Source organism: Halioglobus sp. Uisw_031 (genome assembly GCF_047729875.1).
Lineage (GTDB): Bacteria > Pseudomonadota > Gammaproteobacteria > Pseudomonadales > Halieaceae > Marimicrobium.
Window position 1 is genome coordinate 2324410 of sequence record NZ_CP159826.1, and the last position, 20724, is coordinate 2345133.

Sequence of the window (20724 nt, forward strand, 5' to 3'; positions counted from 1 at the left end):
TCGACCATGTTTCTAAAAATTGCCATCAAGAGCCTGTTGAACCGCAAAGGGTCTGTGATTATGAGTCTGCTGGCTATCAGCGTGGCGATTTTCGTGCTTCTTGGAATTGAACACATTCGGCAGCAGGCCCGTGATAGTTTTGCCAGCACTGTGTCAGGCGTTGACCTTATCGTGGGCGCCAAAACTGGGAGTCTCAACTTGCTGCTTTATTCGGTGTTTCGCGTAGGCACACCTACAGACAACATTAGCTGGAAGGCTTATCAAGAAATAGCTGAAAGCAAAGATGTGGCCTGGGCGATACCTATATCATTGGGTGATTCACACAATGGCTACAGGGTGTTGGGGACGACACCTGACTATTTTGAGCATTTCAGCTTTGGCAACAAACATACGCTAGAGTTTGTCGAGGGTGAGGCGTTTGAGGGCGTTTTTGATGTTGTGCTCGGAGCAGAGGTCGCACGCACGCTTGGCTATGCTCTCGGAGACGAAATTACTCTCGCGCATGGCGTGGTGAGCACTAGTTTTAGCCTTCATGAGAATAGTCTCTTCACGGTCGTCGGTATCCTCTCTCCTACTGGAACGCCTGTGGACCAGACTGTCCATGTGCAGTTGCAGGGTATAGAAGCTATGCACGCTGGCTCCGAATCGGGCTTTGGAGGCGCAGCGAGTTACGATCAAAGTCAGTTGGAAGCGGACGAACTAGAACCCAAGAGCATCACCGCCTTTATGCTCGGTTTGAAATCGCGAATGGTGACCTTTCGTCTTCAAAGGGAGATCAACGACTATAGCGCGGAGCCGCTACTGGCGATACTGCCTGGCGTGGCGCTGTCTGAACTATGGCAGATGGTTGGCGTCTTCGAAAGTGTCCTACGCCTAATCTCAATGTTGGTCCTTGTCGCGGCTGTTCTAGGTCTTGGCGCTGTGCTGTTGGCCTCGGTGCGGGAGCGAAGTCATGAGATACATCTCTTGCGCGTACTCGGGGCTCCATCGTATTATCTGTTCTTCTTGATGGAGTTGGAAGCACTGCTGATTTGTCTGGCAGGTATCGTATTAGGCACAGCTTGCCTGTACTTATGCTTAGCGTTTTTGGGGGACTCACTTTTTGCAAATTTTGGACTGCATCTGGATGCGGGCGTATTTACCCAAGATGGACTGGTGATACTCTTTTTTGTTCTGGCCGCTGCGCTTACCGCAGCAGCGATTCCATCAATGAGGGTATACTCCCAGGCTAAGGCCTATAACGTGCAATGAGCAAGTCAAATGGCCTCGCGATTAAGTGGTCGCGGGCATGAGGAGTTAGTATGGTGAGAAGAAGCGTTTTCTTGATGACTTGTCTGGTATTAGCACTCGGCCCAGTTAAGGCCCTGGCGTGTGCTGGACACCTGTATCTCGACCCAGACGAGATGGGATTTTTCGCGGGTGCCGTGGTGCGGATGGTAGGATTAGCGCCACCAGAACCGATTTTCGAACTAGAGCATGTCGAAATGATCAAGGCAGTGGTGGGCGAAGAACGTGAGATCGTCGTTGAGTTCGCCAGACCATTTTTTTCTAAGGATGTGCAGTTGACGGTGACTGGAACTGAGAACATTAAAGTGCTTGACGAAGATTTTCCGCTCGAAGAGCGGGTAGGAACAGTTCGAATACGCTTTGAGGCGCTTGGCTCGGGCTTCGAAACTATGAGGTTTACCGTAACCGGGCAGCATAAAGGTGAAACAGTGCGAGAGTTTGGCCGAATCTATATCAGCGCAGATGATAAAGTAGATGCGCAAGACAACACGCTGCAGGTGAGCGGTCGCTAACCGTATGAGGAGTGATTGAAAATAAGCAGGGTCAATACAGCTGAGATACATGCAGTCGTTGACGAAGCGGAGCAGCGTTGCAGAGACAGGGGGGCTCGCCTTACTGTAAAGCGTAAGCAGGTGCTGTCGGGTCTTTTGTGCTCAGAGACAGCTTTATCTGCATACGAGTTAGTAGACTATTGCTACAAAGAATATGGGTATGCCATCCCAGCGATGTCGGTGTACAGAATTCTTGCGTTTCTTCAGAGTCAAAAGTTGGTGCACAAATTAAACCTAGCCAACAAATATGTCGCGTGTGCTCACATATTGTGCAGTCACGATCATGAGGTGCCACAGTTTCTTATCTGTGGGAGTTGTCAGCGCGTTGAAGAAATCAGTGTTTCCAAGTCAACGATTAAGTCCGTGCGACAAAGCGTTGAGGATGCCGGCTTCGATCTAGTCAGTCCGCAAATTGAGATGAATTGCCTCTGTCATGACTGCCGAGACCGTTAGCGTCTAACCTACTGAGACCCCTCCTCTATCGAGAGAATTCTAAGCCAAGCACAAGACAAGAAGCGAGCGCACTGACCCTGAGATCCCGATAATGTTCAGCGCCAACAACATGCCTCCCAAAATTGAGCAGATTGGAAACTGCAGCACGCTGATAAGTGCTGGAAAGTCACTACGTGTAACATGCGGCTTTACTAACCCAGGCCCGGCGGCAAACCAAAATCTCCTCGCGCATAAGGGCGCTCCGTGAAACCGGCCATCTGGATGGCTGGGCGGCCTTCATGAAATCTATCACTGCCCGATAAACTTTGCCGAAGACTGATCACACGGGCAACCGTGGTAGCATTAGAACATGGTTTTTTGCGTGACAAATTAGCAGCAATAATGAGGGCTTCGACTCGAGAGAACTCGATCGCTATCAACGAGCTAATTGAGGCTAGAGTTTTTCAGCTTTGTGTCCGTGGAAACAATTGTGATCGATTTATCCTGTTTCATCGATAAAGCCTGAATTAACGAAGCGCAGTAGCATCAACAAAAAGTCGCGCTAGGTGCCAACCCTCAATGTGCGTGTTAAACCCTAAAGTGGGAGATCTGAATCTCTTCCCCATAATCATCATAGTCTCCCATCGCTCGCATGCGACGAAACTCGGCCCAGGATATCGGTTTATAGCGCGCAGGGTTGGCGGGGGACACTGCCGGGGGGAGCGGCTCGACGATCGCAGTGTAGTCCGGGTTGCAAAAGTACGCTGCGCTGTATCTCGCGATCTCATTGCTCGCCCGAACCCGATGCAAGGGCGCGCGGTATTGTTCATTCGACCAGACCTGAAGCATATCTCCGATATTGATAGTCAGAGTATCCGCCACCGGTGTCACGTCGACCCAGGTGTCGTCTCTGAGCACCTGCAGGCCAGCCAGCCCGTCTTGCAGTAACACGGTAATGGCGCCAGCGTCTGAGTGTTGGCTTATGCCGTGCGGCCCGGCAGGGGCCGCATCGGCTCCAGCCAGTAAATCAGCAAGAGGATAGTGGTTCAGCCGGAGAAAACTGCTGTGTCCGCGCTGGAAGTGGCACTCTAAAGTTTCTCGTTCAGCGCCCAGGCTCTCGCAAAAAATTCCCACAAGTTGCAGAGCGAGCCGATGGCAGGCCAGCGCGTAGTCTTCAAGTATTGCTTGAAACCCTGGCGGCGATGGAGGCCAGGGCGTGGCTTCGTCTGGCGCATAATCGAAGATTTCCTTGCGGTCTCTCAGGTTCTTGGTGAGTTCCCTGTCGTAATAGCCGAAGGGGCTATCCATTGTGCGGGAGACACTCTGTTTGATGTCCAGTGGTAAGCTGAAAAAATCACGGCTTACAGCCTGCATTGAAGTGATTAGCTGCGCGTCAACGCCGTGGTTGGCGACGCTGAAAAACCCCCACTCGGCACAAGCGGTGGCCAGTTTTTCGATACTCTGTCCCGAAGTACCCTGTAGGTCGATCACTGGCACCATCGGACTACTCGCCATAATTGGTTGCTGAAAGGAAGATTGCAATTGTACAGCATTTACTCATTGTTAAGACCTCCATCTCTTTCGGCAACACGGCCTTCCAGCCAGTCCATGATTTCGTCATGCAGCCACGCCACAGAGGTGCCGCCAGAAACCAACGGTATGCTCTTGGGAAACTTTCCTTGAGCCGCGAGGTGGTAGGTGCCACTCTTCGAGAGCCCTACCACATTCATCACTTCTGTGACCCTTATCAACCGCGTTGTTTGAGTTTGAATTTGAATTTTTGTGATCGTCCTATTTTTTCACTTTTCACTTTATGTTTCTCCAAAAGTTCTAATGGTGCCTAACGGTTTTCACCGGACAGCTTTAGATTCTCGGGGATACAAAAAGGCTTTTCTGAGATTTTTTCATCTTAGACGAAATGAAATCGATGAAATTGATCGGACGATATGCTGCGAGCAGGACAGGTCGTCTTAGCTTATATTTTTTAATTCAAATATCGTTTTTTTAACCTAGTGAGGGCCAGCTTTGAGCCTCGGATTTTCGAGATAGTCAGCCCAGTCCTGCATCATCTTGGCTCGGCCATCTAGGTGTGCTGTCCTGTTGTAAGCTCTGCCATTGAGGGCTCGGACTGCGTGCGATGAATCTATTATGCAAAGGATTCCGTCTCAGTGACCACGAGAAGCTGTCAACCGAGTCTTAATTTGATGGTTGCTGAGGTTGCAAAAACAAATAAACCAATATAATCATGGGCTTGAATGATTAAATGGCGGAGCGGACGGGACTCGAACCCGCGACCCCCGGCGTGACAGGCCGGTATTCTAACCAACTGAACTACCGCTCCACGGTAGACTAACTCTCTCGAAAATGGTGGTGGGTGATGACGGGATCGAACCGCCGACCCTCTGCTTGTAAGGCAGATGCTCTCCCAGCTGAGCTAATCACCCCAAATCCGAGAAGCGCATTATAGAGATTCTAATTCAGCGGTCAATGCCTCGCCGGGGATATTGCGAATATAATCGGATTTTAAAAGTTATTGGTATTAGTAGTAAAATCTACACGCCGATCAAACGACTACTGATGCGCTTGCAAAAAGGGCAGCTAAATTCGACCCACACACCACAACCAGAGTAAATCAACATGGAAATTTATAAAGAGTTTCACTTTGAGGCAGCCCATCGCCTACCCAATGTGCCCGAGGGGCATAAGTGTGCGCGCCTTCATGGGCACTCGTTCCATGTGCGCTTGACGCTAGCGGGGGATGCTCCCGAGCCTGCAGGGTGGGTGATGGACTTCGCCGAACTCAAGGCCAGCTTCAAGCCTGTCTACGACCTGCTGGACCACCATTACCTCAACGACGTCCCGGGACTGGAAAATCCAACCAGCGAAAATATCGCGCGCTGGATTTGGAAAAAGCTGAAACCGCAAGTACCTTTATTGAGCCAGGTAGACATTCGAGAAACCTGTACCAGCGGATGTATTTACCGTGGTGAGTGAGTTTATCAGCGCTGCGGTAACCCGCGGGTAACACGCGCAAAAGGACTTGACGAATACAGATACGCTACCCATTCAGTGGTTCTGGAAACACCTGCTAAAGTGCTAGCTGTGATCACAGTCTTTCATGTGTCTCTGACGGCCGTAAAGGTTACCTCAAGTAGCGGGGGAAAAATGTTATGCACACACGGCGGTGCATAGGGCTGTTTCACGTAGTTAGCTTTTTATTTGCACTCAAACACTCAAGTAAACCTTGTAACATATTGTTTTTAAACGATAATGTATTATTGTATACTTTTTGACCAATCTGTAAAGAAGCGGGTATTACAGCATTTAAGGGCTAGCTAAACAATTTGTTCACCGAGTTATCCACAGAATCTGTGGAAAAATGATGGCTATGGGATATCTACAAAATCTCTCGAATGAAAAACCAACGACCTTGCAGATTCACGCTAGAGGGAGGCGCCCAAACCCTGACTAACGATTTGCTGCAGATAGTCTCGCAGGGCACGGCGGGTTTTCAATCTAACGCCCATCTGGGGGAACATGACCAGTGACACGACCAGGCGCATAATAAGGTCTGTTGCGATACCGACATCGAGCTCTGCACTAATCTCTCCCGCCTCCTGTGCCATACGCACGTGCGGCGGCCAGAAGGATAAACTCCGCTCATAAAACCGGGGATCGAGGAACATCATCGCCACGGTCTCCGGCTCGATTTCAGCCAGCGCGGCGAATATCCCTTCCTCCATGTCCTTGCGCCCCGATAACACCGACTGGGTAAGTTTGTCGACCAGTGTTTCTTCGTTTTCCAACCGCCCTTCTGTACGGTTAAGAAAGTGCTCCTGCCGGCGCCGGATGATGCCCTGAACCAGTGCGTCCTTGTCATTAAAATGCTTATAAATCGACCCGCGGGATAATTTGCCTACCCGAGCCACCTCGCCCATAGACGTACGACGTATGCCGAAACGATGAATACATTGCTCCCCGGCATCCAGAATCCGTGCCACCATCGGATCACTGTAGTGCAGTGCATTGAACTGTTCGTTCGACATTTAAAAGATTGCTACCTTGACCAACGGCTGACAATGAACAATAATCAATTTTTGTTCATTTGTCTATGCTCGCATCCTGTCTCTGCGCAAGAGCAGGTGCGGAGGTCCCAAACAATCGCTCAGACAGAAGGTTATGTACCATGGTCGAAAACCCAACCACCTATGACTACATCATCGTCGGCGCTGGCTCCGCCGGATGTGCCCTCGCTTATCGGCTATCTCGCGAGTCCAGCCGGCGGGTGCTCCTTCTCGAAGCGGGCGGCAAGGACAACCTTCCTCTGATACACATTCCGCTGGGCTTCGCCTTCTTGATGAAAAACCCCAAGGTCAACTGGTGTTACGAGACCGAAGCAGACCCCAATATGCACCACCGGCGGATTTCCTGGCCACGCGGTAAAGTGCTAGGCGGCACCAGTTGCATCAACGGCATGGTTTACATCCGTGGACAGCGTGAGGACTATGACGGTTGGAGTGCAATGGGCAATAACGGCTGGTCATACGATGAAGTACTCCCTTACTTCAAGCGCTCCGAGCACAAAGCGGAAGGTGCAGATGACTGGCACGGATACGGCGGCCCACTCTGGGTTGAGAACTTTGCCGATGATCAAAAAATGGATTTGGCTGACATTTTTATTGAAGCATCAATCCAATGCGACATCCCTTACAATGCGGATTTCAACGGCGCGAGCCAAGAAGGCGCCGGCTATTACCAGACCAATATTCGCAAAGGGAAGCGCCAAAGTTCAGCCCGCACCTTTTTAAAAGCCTGTAAAAGTCGTCCCAACCTCACCGTTGTCACCGGTGCACTGTGTGAGCGAGTTCTGATTGAAGAGGGTGAGGCTGTCGGCGTTGAATACCGGATCAAATCTAAAAAAGGCTCGCACGTGGAGCGCGCCTATGCTCGCGATGAAACGATACTCTGCGGTGGCGTCATTAACTCACCGCAGCTGTTAGAGCTATCAGGAGTCGGTGATCGACAACACCTAGAGTCAGTGGGCCTAGAGGCCAAACATCACCTGCCCGGAGTGGGCGAGAACCTGCAAGATCATCTGACTGTTAATGTGCAGCAGGGGCTGAACGGGGTGCCGACCTTCTTCGAGGAAACCCGCCCTCTAGCAATGGCTAAAAATATCTTTAAGTACCTGCTCAAAGGAACCGGCCTATTGGCACATCCGGCAGCACAGGTCGGCGTGTTCTTTCGCAGTACAAATGATGTTTCTAGGGCCGACTCGCAGATTCATTTCGCCCCTGCGGCCAGTGAACCCGACAGCAAGGGCAATCTAAAGCCTGCACCCGGCACTACCGCGACCGTATGCTACTTGAGACCGGAAAGCCGAGGCAGTGTGCATGTTCGCAGTAAGGATCCGCTGGCTTACCCGGCAATTCGTGCCAACTATCTGGACACTGAACACGACCGTAAGGCAATCATTGCCGCCTTCCGCCGAGTAAGGGAAATCTTTCAGGCCCCTGCCCTAAAACAATACCGCGGCGAAGAGTTCAGACCCGGTGCGCTGACACAGAGCGATGAGCAGATTTTGGACTATGTCCGTGCAGAGGCCGAATCGGTCTATCATCCGGTAGGAACGTGCAAGATGGGCTCTGACAAAATGGCGGTAGTGGACGATCGCTTGCGCGTGCACGGTGTCAAACGATTGCGCATTGCCGACGCCTCCATCATGCCCAATATCACGTCAGGAAATACGAATGCGCCGGCGGTTATGATCGCCGAAAAGTGCGCAGACATGCTGTTGCAAGACGCGGGCGTCAAAGTCACGCTGCCCCAAGGGTTAAACGAAAGCTCGAAACACAAAAAAGTGCAGAAGGCCGCGGCCGTTGCCATAGCGTAAGTGTATAAAGAGGAATCGAACATGAATGCATCACTAAAGGGAAGCTCTGTAGCCGCAGAACTGCACGTCATACTCGACAACCAGCGCCGTGCCTTTCATGCTGAAGGGCCTGTCGCGCTTGCCACGCGCATAGACCGCATCGATCGTTGTATCGCATTACTGGTCGACAACAAAGAAGCGATCTGTGAGGCGGTTAACACCGACTTTGGCTGTCGTTCAAAGTACGTCACCCTGATGACTGACATCATGACGTCTGTAGGCAGCCTCAAATTCGTGAAGAAAAATCTGAAAAAATGGATGAAGCCGGAAAAACGGACCCCGTTTATGCCGATGAATTTTCTTGGCGCAAAAGCACAGGTGCACCATCAGCCTAAAGGCGTGGTTGGCATCATGACGCCGTGGAATGTACCCGTGAATATGATTTTTAGTCCACTGGCGGATGTACTGGGCGCAGGAAATCGCGCCATGATTAAGCCTTCGGAGTTCACCCCGCACACTGCTGACATCATGCACACGTTGTTCGCGCAGTATTTTGAGGAGTCGGAAATCACCGTTATCGCCGGTGGGCCGGAAGTCGGAGCCGCCTTTTCTGCCCTGCCGCTGGATCACCTGATCTTTACCGGGGCCACCAGCATTGGTCGACTGGTGATGCGCGCCGCCTCGGAAAACATGGTACCCGTTACGCTGGAGCTAGGCGGCAAGTCGCCAGTGATTGTTGGCGAGGATTGTGACATTCATCTGGCTGCGGAACGCATCATCACGGGCAAGGCTATGAACGGCGGTCAGCTCTGTGTCAGCCCGGATTACTGCTTTGTACCGCACAGCCGCATGGAGGCCTTTATTAATCGCTGCAAAGCGGTGATAGCAGAACAGTACCCAACCATTCAGGATAACCCTGACTTTGTCGCGTGCATCAATGAACGCCACTACGATCGCGTGAAGGGCTACATTGATGAGGCTTCTAGCAAAGGTGCCAGAATTATTCCTCTGTGTCCGCCCGGAGAAGCCTTTTCCGAGCGTGACGAGCACAAGATCGCTCTGCACCTAATCGTCAACCCCGACGATGATCTTACCTGCATGCAGGATGAAATTTTTGGTGCCCTGCTGAACATCAAAGCCTATGAAAAGCTAGAGGACGTCATTGACTTTATCAATGCTCGCGAACGACCACTGGCTTTGTATTACTTCGGCAAGAATAAAACAGAACAGGACAAAGTGATCAACGAAACACTTTCCGGGGGCGTTGCGGTAAACGCTATCGCCCTACACGTCGGCTGCGATGACTTGCCTTTCGGCGGCGTTGGCCATAGCGGCATGGGCAACTACCGTGGCCGTGACGGCTTTCGCACCTTCAGCCACGCCCGCGGCGTCTACCGAGAAGGCTTTGTGGACATGGCGAAACTGGCAGGCACCCTACCCCCCTACGGGCAAAAAATAGGCAATATGCTGGAGTCGCAGATCAAAAAATAGCCCTTGATGCCGGCGCTCTAGTGTAATGTCGGGTCTCTTTCTGACACCACAATAGACTGTAATTGCTTGCCAAGCATAATGACGAAGCCCTGGCGTCGCTCCACTCCCTCGTAAGTGTAGTCGAACCGATATTGTCGCCAAATATGCCAGCGGCCACGGTCACCCCTACTGAGAGACATGCGCTGTATATGCACTGACTGATCCAACAATTGGAATTCGTCGCGCTTACTGGCGTGCACAACCGACTGTAAAGCCAGTTCCCGCACTCGCACCGCCGCTAAAAAATACATGCACAGCAGACCGAATACTAGCAAGCTTATGACTTCGCCTAACGTAAAATACACGCCAACTCTTCTCTTTTGATTTTATTTCGCAGGCGGTAGCATACGTGGCTTTAGGGGGACAAGAAAGCGCTCCACGATCCCGTTGAACAGCTGCGGTTTTTCCGCGTGCAACCAATGGCTGCAACCGGACATGACTTTTATTGACGCCTCGGGGAAAAGCCGCTGAATCACAGGCCAATGTGCTTCTAAAATATAATCTGACGTGCCGCCTTTAATGAACAGCACTGGCCCCAAATAGGACTGCTCAACCGACGGCGCTGCCAGTATTGATGAGTAGGACCTCCTAAGGCCCTGCAAATCAAAACGCCAGCGCAATATTCCCTCGGCATCATGCCGCAGGCTCATTAACAAGAACTGTATCAACGCGTCCCCCTTTAAGTGCTGCGCCATGAGGTCAGCAGCTTGCTGGCGACGGGTACAATGTGCGGCATCTACCTCTCCAAGTGCAGCAAAGACAGCATCGTGATGCGCCGAATACTTCACTGGTGCAATATCCGCCACTACCAGCGACTCGACGCGTTGTGGATACTGCAGAGCTAATTGCATGGCTACTTTGCCCCCCAAGGAATGACCCACCAGATGCGTCTGGGCTATTCCTGCTGTATCCATCCAGTGCTGTACGCTCTCTGCCATTGCCGATAAACTCGGATTTTTCAGCCATTCAGATCGTCCGTGGCTGGGCAAATCAATACTGAACACGGTGAACTTAGCGCGCAAGGCGCGCGCTAATCCACCCAAGTTACCGCCCGCGCCAAACAGGCCATGCAACAACATAACCGCCGGACCCTCGCCTATCTGCTTCACATACAAATCCAGCGCCATTTAATATCGTGTCCTGCAGTGGATTTTGTTAACATATGGAATAATACAACAATAGTGAGTTAAGCATGCGTCGATTACACACTTTTTGCCGATACGGTATTTTTTTTGTTGGTGCTGCTCTGCTAGGCGCCTGCAGCGGGACACCGACCTACAATCCAACCGTCTTTCCCGCCTCAATCGACCAGGCGCGCCTCGATGCCCACCCAATGAAAACCGTCGTTATCACACATGTGAATCTCGGCTCACAGTCACGCAACTATTTAGAAAAAGAGGCCCCACGTATCGATGCGCAGGTAACCGAGTATCTCAGGGACAATGGTTTTACTGTCCTGCCGCAGCGCGAGTTTGAGCAACACTGGAATACCGCAGTGCGCGCTTTTGGCAATCCGGTAGACCCAACCAGTGGCAAGGTTAACACAAAGACTTTCGCTCAGATCATGCATCGTGTGCGGGACGAATTGGCCGAGAGCTCAAACATCGATGGCTTTATATTTACTGACCTGGTCGAAGTCCAGGAATCGTTCAGTGGTGGCATGAAACATCTAGCGCGCTGGGATGGCGTGACTCGTGCGCCCACCATGCAGGGCCCCGGTGATGGCGTCAGTGCCAGTTTCGACTGGAGCATGATGGCAGCAATGGTCTCTTTGAAAGTGACCATCTATGACGCAGAATTGAAACCTGTGTTTCACGGTCGCGGTGGAATTGATGCCACCGATGCTATCGACAGCCGTTCAACCAAAGGGCGGTACATACGGCGCCGCAATATTCTGGAAAACGAAAGTAATATCATGGAAGGCATACAACTCGCCTTCTACCCGCTAATCGCGATGGAAGACTGGCCAGGAAACCCCTAATTACAGCGCCCTGAATATCGGAGCATCGTCATGAAAAAAACTGTTTTACTCATCTTAGTGGTTTTGCTGGCAGTGCTCATCGGCTATTTTTGGCCCGCGTCATCCTCTGAAAAAATCGCTAAAATATCCAACCCAAGCGCCGAGCGCGACACTCAAAGTGGCTCAGTGATTGGCAGTGAGGATCCTAACAATACCTATGTTTGGCTAGGCATTCCGTTTGCCGCACCGCCTGTGGCAGATTTGCGCTGGCGTTCGCCACAACCGGTAAAACCCTGGACAGAAACACTCGGAACGACTGCGTTTCGCGATGCCTGTGTACAATTGTCCGGACCGCTAGACGGCCTTCCCGACGACAGCGGCGCCGTTGTCGGCAGCGAGGATTGTCTCTATCTCAACATCTGGTCACCCCGTGACCACAGCAGTTTTAACGCAGAGAAGCTTCCGGTGATGGTCTGGATTCACGGTGGCGGCAATACCATCGGTACGGCGAACACCTATGACGCCAGCTTGCTGGCAGGTAGCGAACAGGTCGTCGTGGTGACGATCAACTATCGGCTGGGATTTTTCGGCTGGATGAGTCACCCCGCGCTGCGCACGCCCGACCGCAACGCGCTGGATGCCAGCGGCAACTATGCCAACCTCGACATGATTGCGGCACTGCAATGGGTCTCCGATAACATCGCCAACTTTGGTGGCGACCAAAACAATGTCACGATTTTTGGTGAATCGGCCGGAGGCCGCAATGTGTTCTCGCTGATGGCATCTCCTCTGGCAAAGGGACTTTTTCATCGAGCCATTGCACAAAGTGGATCTGTAGGTACTACGCCCCTGTGGCGCGCGGAAAACTTTCATGGCGATACACAACCTGGGCAAGCACTGAGCTCGCGCGAATGGCTGTCTTTGCAGCTGCAAAATTCGGGGCGCGCTAAAGACAGCAAGGCTGCCCGCGCCGCACAGATGTTAATGTCTGATGAAGAAACACGCGATTTCATGTATTCGCGCAGCCCGCAAGAAATCTTAGAGGGTGTATCGGGCGGTGCAGGCATGTATAGCGCGCCACAGAGTTTTCGTGATGGCACCGTACTGCCGCAAGACACACTGTACACAGTGTTCAGTGACCCCTCGCGATACAACAGCGTCCCTCTAATCACAGGCACCAATCGGGACGAAGCGAAGTTATTCCTGGCGCAAGACCCCGAGTTCGTCGAATTGCGCTTCGGATTTTTGCCGCGCGTCAAAGACCTGCAGGCATATAACGAACTCTCTGCTTATCTCACTGACAGTTGGAAGGCGATGGCGGTAGACGGTATCGCCGACATCATGGCCGCCAATAGTTCAGAGCCGGTTTTTGCCTATCGCTGGGACTGGGATGAGGGCGGCAAAAGCTGGCTTATCGATTACAGCGAATTGCTCGGCGCAGCACACGGTCTTGAAGTCGCCTATATTTTTGGCGGATTCGACGGAGCCATCGGAGCACCGGGCCTCTATACTGATAACAACATTGCAGGCCGTGACTTATTGGGCCAGCAGATGCGCAGCTACTGGTCTGAGTTTGCCAGCACAGGCGCACCAGGGAATGGCCGCAGCGGAGTTTTGCCGCAGTGGCGTGCCTGGAGCAACGCTGGCGCCAATCTCATGCTGCTGGACACTGCCCGCGGTGGAGGCCTGCGCATGGTGAATGAACCTATGACGGTGGCAATGCTGAAAGAACGCATAGCGCAGGACCCAAACATCACCGATCTCCGTTCGCGCTGTGCGCTCCACGTACAACTCTTCCTACTCGCTAACGCCGGTGACGACGTATGGAATGAAGCGGACTACAACGCACTGGGCTGCGCACAATTCAACCCATGGGGACTGGAAGTAGAACGCTAGAAAAATGCTTGATCAATCCTGCGGCTTGATTAGATACTTCTCTCCAGTCGCTTGCTTGCCATAAACCGCCATTGCCTCTAACGACAGCGCCTCTGCAAGTGACACCTCTTTAGTGTAATGGCTGGCAAAGGTGGTTTTTATTTCGGCCGCCACTTTGGCGCGCATTTGAATACTTTTTTCGATGCCCACCTTCTGCAGAAACGGTGTCAGCAGGAAACCTGATAGGCTCCAAGAAAATCCGAAATTGCGTGTCAACGTCGTTGGATTTCGATCGAGACCACCGTAGATATACACCTGTTTAAATACGTCACTGCCATAACCGTTGTACTCAGTCATACTGCGTAACGCCGCCGCTTCCATACAGGAAAGAATCTGGCCGGCCAGTTTACCTCCACCGGTCGCATCAAACGCCAGGGTCGCGCCGGTTTCGGCGAGCGCGTCTGTCAGGTCATCGTAATAGCTGTCACTCGTTGTATTAATGATGTATTTGGCTCCCATAGCCTTGAGTATCGCTTCCTGCTCCACCTTGCGGACGATATTCACTAGCGCTACGTCTTCGTTCATGCAGATACGGTTTAACATCTGACCAAGGTTGGACGCCGCTGCCGTATGCACCAGCGCGGTGTGATTCTCCGTTCGCATGGTCTCTACCATCGCCAGCGCCGTAAGCGGATTTACAAAGCAGGAAGCACCCTCTGCTGCGGTTGTACCGGCCTCCAACTCGAGGCACATGAAGGCATTGACGCAACGGTACTGACTGTACATCGCCCCACCGATGATGCCCACGCGCTTACCGACTAACGCCTGCGCAGCGTCCGATGCGCCGGCGCCAATGACCGTTCCAGCCGCCTCATTACCAACGGGCATCGACTGACCAATTCGCCCAGCGACCATCTTCATCAGCGCTGCGGGGATATCGGCGGTGACCACCGGCTGCTCTGCCGTCCCGGACACCCTTATCGTGGTCAAATCTGCAGGGCCGAATAGCAGCGCCAAATCAGACGGGTTTAAGGGTGTAGCTTCAACCTGCACCAGCACTTCATCAGGGCCAGGCTCAGGAACAGCCATATCAACCAGTGTGATTTCAAGCGTGTGGTCTTCCTTTACGGTGGAGCGAAGCTGTAATCCGGTTTTGGTCATTTCACTATCCTCTAATCTTTAATGTCATTGTTGAAATTTTGCATCTAAAGCATCCCCCGGTCATCACCATCAGACTACAAACTGCACTGCAGTCTTTCCAGCAGAGCGGCCAACAGTAGACCGAGTTTGAATTTTTATCTGGTGATACTGCTATTTTTGAGGTGCAAAGCACATCAGGTAACTGAACGTTTCAGGCAGCAATACAGTAGCAGCTCTCTATCGCAATAGATCGCCCGTATCAAAATTAACCCTCAGACTAAATAAAACTCGATAATCAGAGCCTGTATTGCCACCAACGTCTTCACGCTCACCCCAGAGGAACTCGGTTCCTAACAGAACATGATCCACTGGGTAATGGAGCAAATTAATCTGTGCGATCTGCCCTCGTTTAAACTCTGTATCCATCTGTCCGCTACTAGTATCAAGGTCAGTCATAGACCACCCGAGCGTCGTCGACCAGCGGGTATTCCAGTAGTGCTCATAATAGGCACTAAGGCCCGCTAGAGGCACTGCCTGTGCGCTGCCAGATGCGTCAGGCGCGATATCAATGCCACCGTCATTGATATAATCGCCAATACCTTCACCATAAACCAATTGTACCTTTAGATTATCAGAACCCCAGGTATTGATGACGGCACTGGTGTTAACGCCCCATCCAACCTCATAACCTTTTGAGTCATCGCTCTTGCGCTGATAACCGAGTTTACGTGCAAGACCCGCCACCTGAAAATGCCCAAAACTACCGTTCTGACGGTAACGCACCCCAAAGTCAGGGACATCGTTGTAGGGCGTGAACAATTGTTCCCCACGGGATTCAACCGACAGACATTGGGGTGACGGATTTGGCACACCGCAGTTTTGCACACTGCGCCCTTCTCCGACGGTCAATGCTGTATTAGGGTCTTCGATTGAAATAGAAAATTCATTGTCGCCCAAAGGCACCGTGTAGCGCGCCTGCTGATTGCGATAAGCGATTAACCCAGTAGGACCCCAATAATCGAGCAGATCCGGCACGACATCCGGATCCATAAAGTTGGACGCAATCTCGCCCATGCCAAAGTTTTTATAAGTGGCCCAAGCGTTGCGCAGGTGAAGTACCGTTTCGCCCTGCTGGGAACCTAGGCCGAACAGATCCCACTCAAATTTATAGGTGATGTCCTCACCATAACCACCTTGAATGCCAATAAGTGAAGAACGCACACTGAACAAGGATTTACCGTCCTGCCCGTAAGCACCACTGGTGGTGGAAATCGTCGTCGCTCTAAGCGTATCCTCCCAGTCGGGGGCTACCCTTTTAAAGTCATAAATAGCGTCTGTTTGCACGTACCCATAGATGCTCACCGACATTTTCCCCGGCGGCTTCGTGTCCGGCGTCGCCACGCTTGCGGGCGCGGGCGGTTGCTGTGTCGCGATCACCTCCGTTGCTTGTATTAACACGCCAGGCTTGCCGGCCTTCAGTCGTTGCAGCTCTGTCGCCATAGACTCCAGCAGCCGCTGCTGCTGCTGCATCACAAGCTTCTGCTGGTTCAACTGCTGTTCCAGCGCTGCAATCCGCTCTGTTTCTGTAGCTGCATCGACGGCGAGCGCGGATGATGCAAGCAGGATAGCTACTGGCAAACAGTATATTCTGCGTCTCGCCATTTCCCTGCCCTCGTCTGAATCACGTTTTATAATACGAAAAGTACCTACCAGGCCTTCAGTCTGCGCCACCCCTGAAGCAACCCCCCTAGGGTCACTCAGTAGAGAAATTGACTTGCCGTTCGCGGCACCTAATCTAACTCAGAAGCGCCATCAACCCTCGCTCAATACACCACATTGCCGACAAGGAACCCAAAATATAAACCGGTATCGGAAACAATTTATCCTGCCACGGAGCCAATGGCTTCCTGATCACGAACCAGACGGCCCACACCACTAAGATAAACGCAAGTTGCCCCACTTCGATACCAATATTGAAAAACAATAGCGCCAGCGGAACATTGTCCTGCGGCAAACCCGTTTCAGCCAGTGCGCCCGCAAAGCCCATGCCATGCAGTATGCCAAAGCCACCGGCTAGCCACCACGGGTGGCGCCAAAGCACGTCGTGCTTTCCCATTCGCGTCAATTCCACTGCAAGGGCAAAGATACTCAGCGCAATCGCAAACTCCACCCATGCGACCGGATAATCAAGATAGCCCAAGGTAACAAGTGACAATGTGATGCTGTGCCCCAGGGTGAAGGCCGTAATGGTCCAAAACAGCCGACTTCCACCGCCCACCAGCAAGAGCAAGCCAAAGACGAACATCAGATGATCGAAACCCGTCCAGATGTGCTCCATACCCAGGCGGGTATAGTTCCCCGCAACGTCGCCAGCAGTCGACTCAGCAGGCACTACAAATTCTGGCCGTTCCGCACTGAGCACCTGTTGGTACTGACGTCCGTCAAGCAAGCTCACCATGACTATTGCCGATGCTTGACTGGCACCTAGCCCTGAAACACCCAGAGTCTCGCCAACCAAACCCTCTTCTCCCAGCATCAAACACTGTAACTGCCAACTCGTTACAACGCCGGTGTCTTCGAGCTGCGGAGGACTTGCGCTTACCGCCTCGCAGGCTTCCGGCCACACCGGTTCCAACGGCACATTACTGACACCCTGGGCCGGTGTCTTCCACACCATATTGTACTGCTGCGGGGCAGTCTCGATTACCTTCAGCAGTGAAGGTGCGAAACGGTGGCCATGAACAGCCTGTATTGCACATACGCCCAAAACAAGCGCCAACAAGATTCGCATTTTCTTCATTGCCTGATCTCGTAATTTTCACGCGTCGCATGAATGCTATTTCGCAGTGCGGTTTCTCTAGCGCGGGACTCCAGGTCGCGCTGCAGTTGCAACCGAACTTCGTCAATAGTGGCGTCTCTGGAAGGCTCTAGCTCACTGATCCACACGTAGTGTAGTCCGTAAGTAGACCGCACCGGACCGACCCACTGCCCAGGTTGCGGATCAGTTTTTTGAAGATTTTCTACAAAAGAAGCACCAAAGTGGCGCGCCAACTGGTCCGGCGTTTGCTCCGTGAACTGGTAGCCCGGTAAAAAAGGCGAACTTAATTCTCGCGCCTGATCTGGCGTGAGGTTTTGCTCGTTGATTTGTGCAATGACAGCCTCAGCCTCAGCCTCTCGCTCCCGATTAAAATAAATATGTTCTATGGAGTAGCGCTCAGGTCTGCGCAATTCTTCTTTACGCTGATCGAACTCGGCAATGATTTCTGCTTCCGTTGGAGGACGTGGTGGGTTAGCGGCCAACAGCAGTTGCTCCATTACTTGAATCATCCGCCGCTTGATCACTTCATCACTAAGATGCAGACGCATTTCCAGCGCAGCCTCATAGAGCTCTTGGTCAGTTTTGCCTTCGGACATTTGTAGAAAACGCATATTGAGTAATAGACGCTGGTATACCACCGTATCGTAAAGGTGGAGATCGAGATCGATCGCGCGCTGGAACAACATATCCCTATCCAGTTCCGCCTCTAACATTCGAGTCTGCTGCTCCGGCGTGGGCAACCGACCAACACTGGCGAACCATTGCTGCTGCAATGCGTCTATGCGCGCCTCGCTCAGCGGCCCAACCACCGGCTTAGGCTCGGGCAGGAACACGCCCTGCAGATAAAACAGCAAGACGCCCAACACAATAAAATGTACCCAAGGGCGATTAAGCCGGGCAAAAAAAGTCATCCACTACTCTCCAGAAACTGCGACGTGACAAAGAGTGACTGCTGGCCTGCTCAAAGCTAGTCTTCGTATACGGCCTTTGTCTTATTCATTTGCGCCTGAATGCCAGCCGCCAAATCTACCTGACTCATCATGCCAGAGTTCCATGTGGCAATATAGTTAAGACCTTCAGAGACACTGTGGTCGCGCGAGTAGAGCATCATTTCCTTGGTACCGCGCATTGCCAATGGCGATTTCGCAGCAATCGTTCTGGCGATGGCAGTGACTTCACGCAGCATAGTCTCCTTGTCTTCAAAGACCTTGTTCACAAAGCCCACCTCTTTAGCCTCTTGTGCTCCCATATTACGACCGGTATAGGCGAGCTCTCGCACCACGCCGTCCGGAATAATCTTGGGTAAACGTTGCAACGTCCCTACATCCGCAGTCATACCGAGATCAATCTCACGGATGGAGAAAAAAGCGTCCTGCGTGGCATACCGTATATCAGCACAGCAGGTCATATCCACCCCGCCACCAATACAGGTATTATGAATCGCAGCCAATACTGGCACACGACATTTCTCTATGGCGGTGAGATTAGCCTGCAGACGCAGAATAGTGCGCCGCAGTGCCTCAGCACGACGCGAGGCCTCAGAAGATTCGCCATGCAGGTTGCCAAACACACTCAGGTCTAAACCAGCACAAAAATGTTTGCCATTGCCTGCCAAAATGACGACGCGCACGGTAGGCTCGTCATCCAGCCACTCGAAACACGCTTGTAGCTCGTTCCACATGGCGCCATTCATGGCATTTGCCTTGTCCGGTCGATTCAGATTAACGGTGGCAACCTGTTGCTCGATTGACACTTCTAAGGTTTCAAAATCAGGCAGCATAGGTCATTCTCTCAGACTGGCTTTGGGGGAGTCGGCACTACCAAGTTGATACAAAATGAGTCATATCCAGTGGCGGTATCATTTTAGCAGATCCATTGCGCGAGCCAATATAGAGAAAAGCAATGATCTCTTCATCTTCAGCCAGACCGAGACCGCTCATCACCGCACGATCATATGCCGCGGCTCCCGTGCGCCAGATGCCGGCGAAACCCGATGCTTCAGCGGCTAATAATAAAGCCTGCGCGGCGCAGGCGCCGGAAAATCGTTGTTCTATAGGTGGCACTTTCGGATGCAAAGCCACCTTAACAACGGCCACTACCAACAGCGGTGCCCTCAGCGGCGCATTACGCGCTTTGGCAAGCGCCGCCTCATCCGCATCTGGATTACGCAACAATAGACAACGCTCCAGCAATTCCCCAAACGCCACACGGCGTTCTTGTCCGATCGTGACGAAGCGTGACGGCCGCAGCCAGCCATGATCGGGCGCGCGCAACGCAGCGCGAAAGATGTGTTCTAGTTCAGCAGCGCAAGGACCCGGGGCTGTCAGTTTAGGAGAGGAATTACGCTGCTGTAGAAACTGGAGAATATCGCTCATGAGAATATGCTGCTAACAATTGATAAAAGAATTATAACAGTATTTGAAGGCTATGTTGCACCTTCCCATCCGAGACCTCAGTCCAGCACGCCGACGAGTATATTGACAAAGCCACGCGCCTCTTCGATTTTATCCCAATTGTCACACCAGACGGCTAGTTCCTCAGAGCTGCTGGCAATGAGGCAGTGTTCAATATGGTCAATTATCCAAAAAGGTTGGTCCAGCGTTCCCAGTAACTCCATCAGCGCCCGGCCACTGGCGCCTGCCTGACGCAAGGAATGGGGCGTCAATTCAACGATAATTCGAGGCTTGCTCTCCAGGCCAACCAGCAGCGGCATCAACCCTTCGATGACTTGAAACTCAGACCCCTGCGTATCAATTTTCAGCAGGTCAAGTTGCTCTATACGTCCTGCAAGATAATCACTGCCCCGCTGCAAGACAATAGGCACGCTATTACGATCTTCATCTCCCATATACACTTGATGATCGCCAAGGTTGTCCTCGCTGAGAAACAGTCGTCCTTCACCTGCTGTGTCTGATAGGGCCGCTTCGACTGCCACAATATTGCCAGCAAAGCCGTTGAGTTCGGCATTAGCACACAGCAGGCGGTAGTTATTCGGATCAGGCTCAAAGGCAAATACGGCGCCCTGTTCACCCACAACGCTGGCGGCGAGCACGGAAAAGTAACCAATATTGGCACCGACATCGACGAACACATCACCAGGATGGAGGAATCGTAACAGCAGGGAGGTCTCGTAAGGCTCCCATATTCCGTCTTCCCGGATGCGGCGCGAAACATGCTGGTCCTGCGAGCCATGAACATGCAACTGCAGGGGACACGGTAATCCGGGGACACGTAAATCAATTGGAGTGGTAGAGTTCAA

At 52.3% G+C, this 20724-nt stretch carries 20 protein-coding genes and 2 tRNA genes; 8 read left to right on the top strand and 14 right to left on the bottom strand.

Annotation, left to right across the window (positions count from 1 at the left end; translation table 11 throughout):
* The first annotated feature begins 6 nt into the window (after window positions 1-6).
* From ABXT62_RS10530 to ABXT62_RS10540, 3 genes are read left to right on the top strand one after another with little or no spacing between them, the layout of a single operon-like run.
* Window positions 7-1251: an ABC transporter permease gene (locus ABXT62_RS10530; protein ID WP_415355227.1), complete on the top strand. Its 1245-nt coding sequence runs from the start codon at window positions 7-9 to the stop codon at window positions 1249-1251.
* 50 nt (window positions 1252-1301) lie between these two features.
* Entirely contained in the window at window positions 1302-1799 is a 498-nt protein-coding gene (locus ABXT62_RS10535) for a hypothetical protein (protein WP_415355229.1), read from the top strand.
* A 15-nt stretch (window positions 1800-1814) separates the two neighbouring features.
* On the top strand, window positions 1815-2291 hold the full coding sequence (locus tag ABXT62_RS10540; protein ID WP_415355230.1) for a Fur family transcriptional regulator: 477 nt from the start codon (window positions 1815-1817) through the stop codon (window positions 2289-2291).
* A 567-nt stretch (window positions 2292-2858) separates the two neighbouring features.
* Here ABXT62_RS10540 and ABXT62_RS10545 read toward each other — a convergent pair.
* The 4 genes from ABXT62_RS10545 to ABXT62_RS10560 form a co-directional block, all read right to left on the bottom strand.
* A complete protein-coding gene (locus ABXT62_RS10545; protein ID WP_415355231.1) occupies window positions 2859-3785 on the bottom strand; it encodes an isopenicillin N synthase family dioxygenase in 927 nt (308 codons plus the stop codon).
* A 38-nt stretch (window positions 3786-3823) separates the two neighbouring features.
* Entirely contained in the window at window positions 3824-4021 is a 198-nt protein-coding gene (locus ABXT62_RS10550; RefSeq protein WP_415355233.1) for a helix-turn-helix transcriptional regulator, read from the bottom strand.
* A 513-nt stretch (window positions 4022-4534) separates the two neighbouring features.
* A tRNA-Asp gene (locus ABXT62_RS10555) sits at window positions 4535-4611 on the bottom strand.
* 27 nt (window positions 4612-4638) lie between these two features.
* A tRNA-Val gene (locus tag ABXT62_RS10560) sits at window positions 4639-4714 on the bottom strand.
* 193 nt (window positions 4715-4907) lie between these two features.
* On the opposite strand from ABXT62_RS10560, the gene queD reads away from it, so the two are divergent.
* The gene (gene queD, locus ABXT62_RS10565; protein ID WP_415355235.1) at window positions 4908-5264 is read left to right on the top strand and encodes a 6-carboxytetrahydropterin synthase QueD; all 357 of its coding nucleotides are present in this window, start codon (window positions 4908-4910) and stop codon (window positions 5262-5264) included.
* A 449-nt stretch (window positions 5265-5713) separates the two neighbouring features.
* Here the strand turns inward: queD and ABXT62_RS10570 are convergent, their stop codons facing one another.
* Window positions 5714-6316, bottom strand: coding sequence for a TetR/AcrR family transcriptional regulator (locus tag ABXT62_RS10570; protein ID WP_415355236.1), 603 nt, complete (start codon window positions 6314-6316; stop codon window positions 5714-5716).
* Between the two features lie 140 nt (window positions 6317-6456).
* On the opposite strand from ABXT62_RS10570, the gene ABXT62_RS10575 reads away from it, so the two are divergent.
* Both ABXT62_RS10575 and ABXT62_RS10580 read left to right on the top strand, forming a co-directional pair.
* Window positions 6457-8163: a GMC family oxidoreductase gene (locus ABXT62_RS10575; protein WP_415355237.1), complete on the top strand. Its 1707-nt coding sequence runs from the start codon at window positions 6457-6459 to the stop codon at window positions 8161-8163.
* A 21-nt stretch (window positions 8164-8184) separates the two neighbouring features.
* Window positions 8185-9633 (top strand): coniferyl aldehyde dehydrogenase, encoded by a 1449-nt coding sequence (locus tag ABXT62_RS10580; protein WP_415355239.1) that lies wholly within the window; start codon window positions 8185-8187, stop codon window positions 9631-9633.
* Between the two features lie 17 nt (window positions 9634-9650).
* Here the strand turns inward: ABXT62_RS10580 and ABXT62_RS10585 are convergent, their stop codons facing one another.
* Both ABXT62_RS10585 and ABXT62_RS10590 read right to left on the bottom strand, forming a co-directional pair.
* The gene (locus ABXT62_RS10585; protein WP_415355240.1) at window positions 9651-9977 is read right to left on the bottom strand and encodes a DUF3301 domain-containing protein; all 327 of its coding nucleotides are present in this window, start codon (window positions 9975-9977) and stop codon (window positions 9651-9653) included.
* Between the two features lie 21 nt (window positions 9978-9998).
* Complete coding sequence (locus tag ABXT62_RS10590; RefSeq protein WP_415355241.1) at window positions 9999-10799, bottom strand: alpha/beta fold hydrolase; 801 nt, start codon at window positions 10797-10799, stop codon at window positions 9999-10001.
* A gap of 65 nt (window positions 10800-10864) precedes the next feature.
* Between ABXT62_RS10590 and ABXT62_RS10595 the strand changes: the two genes are divergently transcribed.
* Together ABXT62_RS10595 and ABXT62_RS10600 are read left to right on the top strand one after the other, a co-directional pair.
* Window positions 10865-11653 carry a hypothetical protein gene (locus tag ABXT62_RS10595; protein WP_415355243.1) on the top strand — a complete coding sequence of 263 codons (789 nt, stop codon included), beginning with the start codon at window positions 10865-10867 and terminating at the stop codon, window positions 11651-11653.
* A gap of 30 nt (window positions 11654-11683) precedes the next feature.
* Window positions 11684-13528 carry a carboxylesterase/lipase family protein gene (locus ABXT62_RS10600; RefSeq protein ID WP_415355244.1) on the top strand — a complete coding sequence of 615 codons (1845 nt, stop codon included), beginning with the start codon at window positions 11684-11686 and terminating at the stop codon, window positions 13526-13528.
* A 12-nt stretch (window positions 13529-13540) separates the two neighbouring features.
* Here the strand turns inward: ABXT62_RS10600 and ABXT62_RS10605 are convergent, their stop codons facing one another.
* The 7 genes from ABXT62_RS10605 to ABXT62_RS10635 form a co-directional block, all read right to left on the bottom strand.
* On the bottom strand, window positions 13541-14668 hold the full coding sequence (locus ABXT62_RS10605; protein WP_415355246.1) for a zinc-binding dehydrogenase: 1128 nt from the start codon (window positions 14666-14668) through the stop codon (window positions 13541-13543).
* 216 nt (window positions 14669-14884) lie between these two features.
* Window positions 14885-16378 (bottom strand): DcaP family trimeric outer membrane transporter, encoded by a 1494-nt coding sequence (locus tag ABXT62_RS10610; RefSeq protein ID WP_415355248.1) that lies wholly within the window; start codon window positions 16376-16378, stop codon window positions 14885-14887.
* 64 nt (window positions 16379-16442) lie between these two features.
* On the bottom strand, window positions 16443-17447 hold the full coding sequence (locus ABXT62_RS10615; RefSeq protein ID WP_415355250.1) for a HupE/UreJ family protein: 1005 nt from the start codon (window positions 17445-17447) through the stop codon (window positions 16443-16445).
* The gene (locus ABXT62_RS10620; RefSeq protein WP_415355252.1) at window positions 17444-18376 is read right to left on the bottom strand and encodes a peptidyl-prolyl cis-trans isomerase; all 933 of its coding nucleotides are present in this window, start codon (window positions 18374-18376) and stop codon (window positions 17444-17446) included. Before ABXT62_RS10620 ends, ABXT62_RS10615 begins: the two co-directional genes overlap by 4 nt.
* Before the next feature lie 56 nt (window positions 18377-18432).
* A complete protein-coding gene (locus ABXT62_RS10625; RefSeq protein WP_415355254.1) occupies window positions 18433-19245 on the bottom strand; it encodes a crotonase/enoyl-CoA hydratase family protein in 813 nt (270 codons plus the stop codon).
* Window positions 19246-19282: 37 nt separating this feature from the next.
* Window positions 19283-19840, bottom strand: a complete 558-nt coding sequence (locus tag ABXT62_RS10630; protein ID WP_415355255.1) for a nitroreductase family protein — start codon at window positions 19838-19840, stop codon at window positions 19283-19285.
* A gap of 77 nt (window positions 19841-19917) precedes the next feature.
* Entirely contained in the window at window positions 19918-20724 is an 807-nt protein-coding gene (locus ABXT62_RS10635; protein ID WP_415355256.1) for an FkbM family methyltransferase, read from the bottom strand.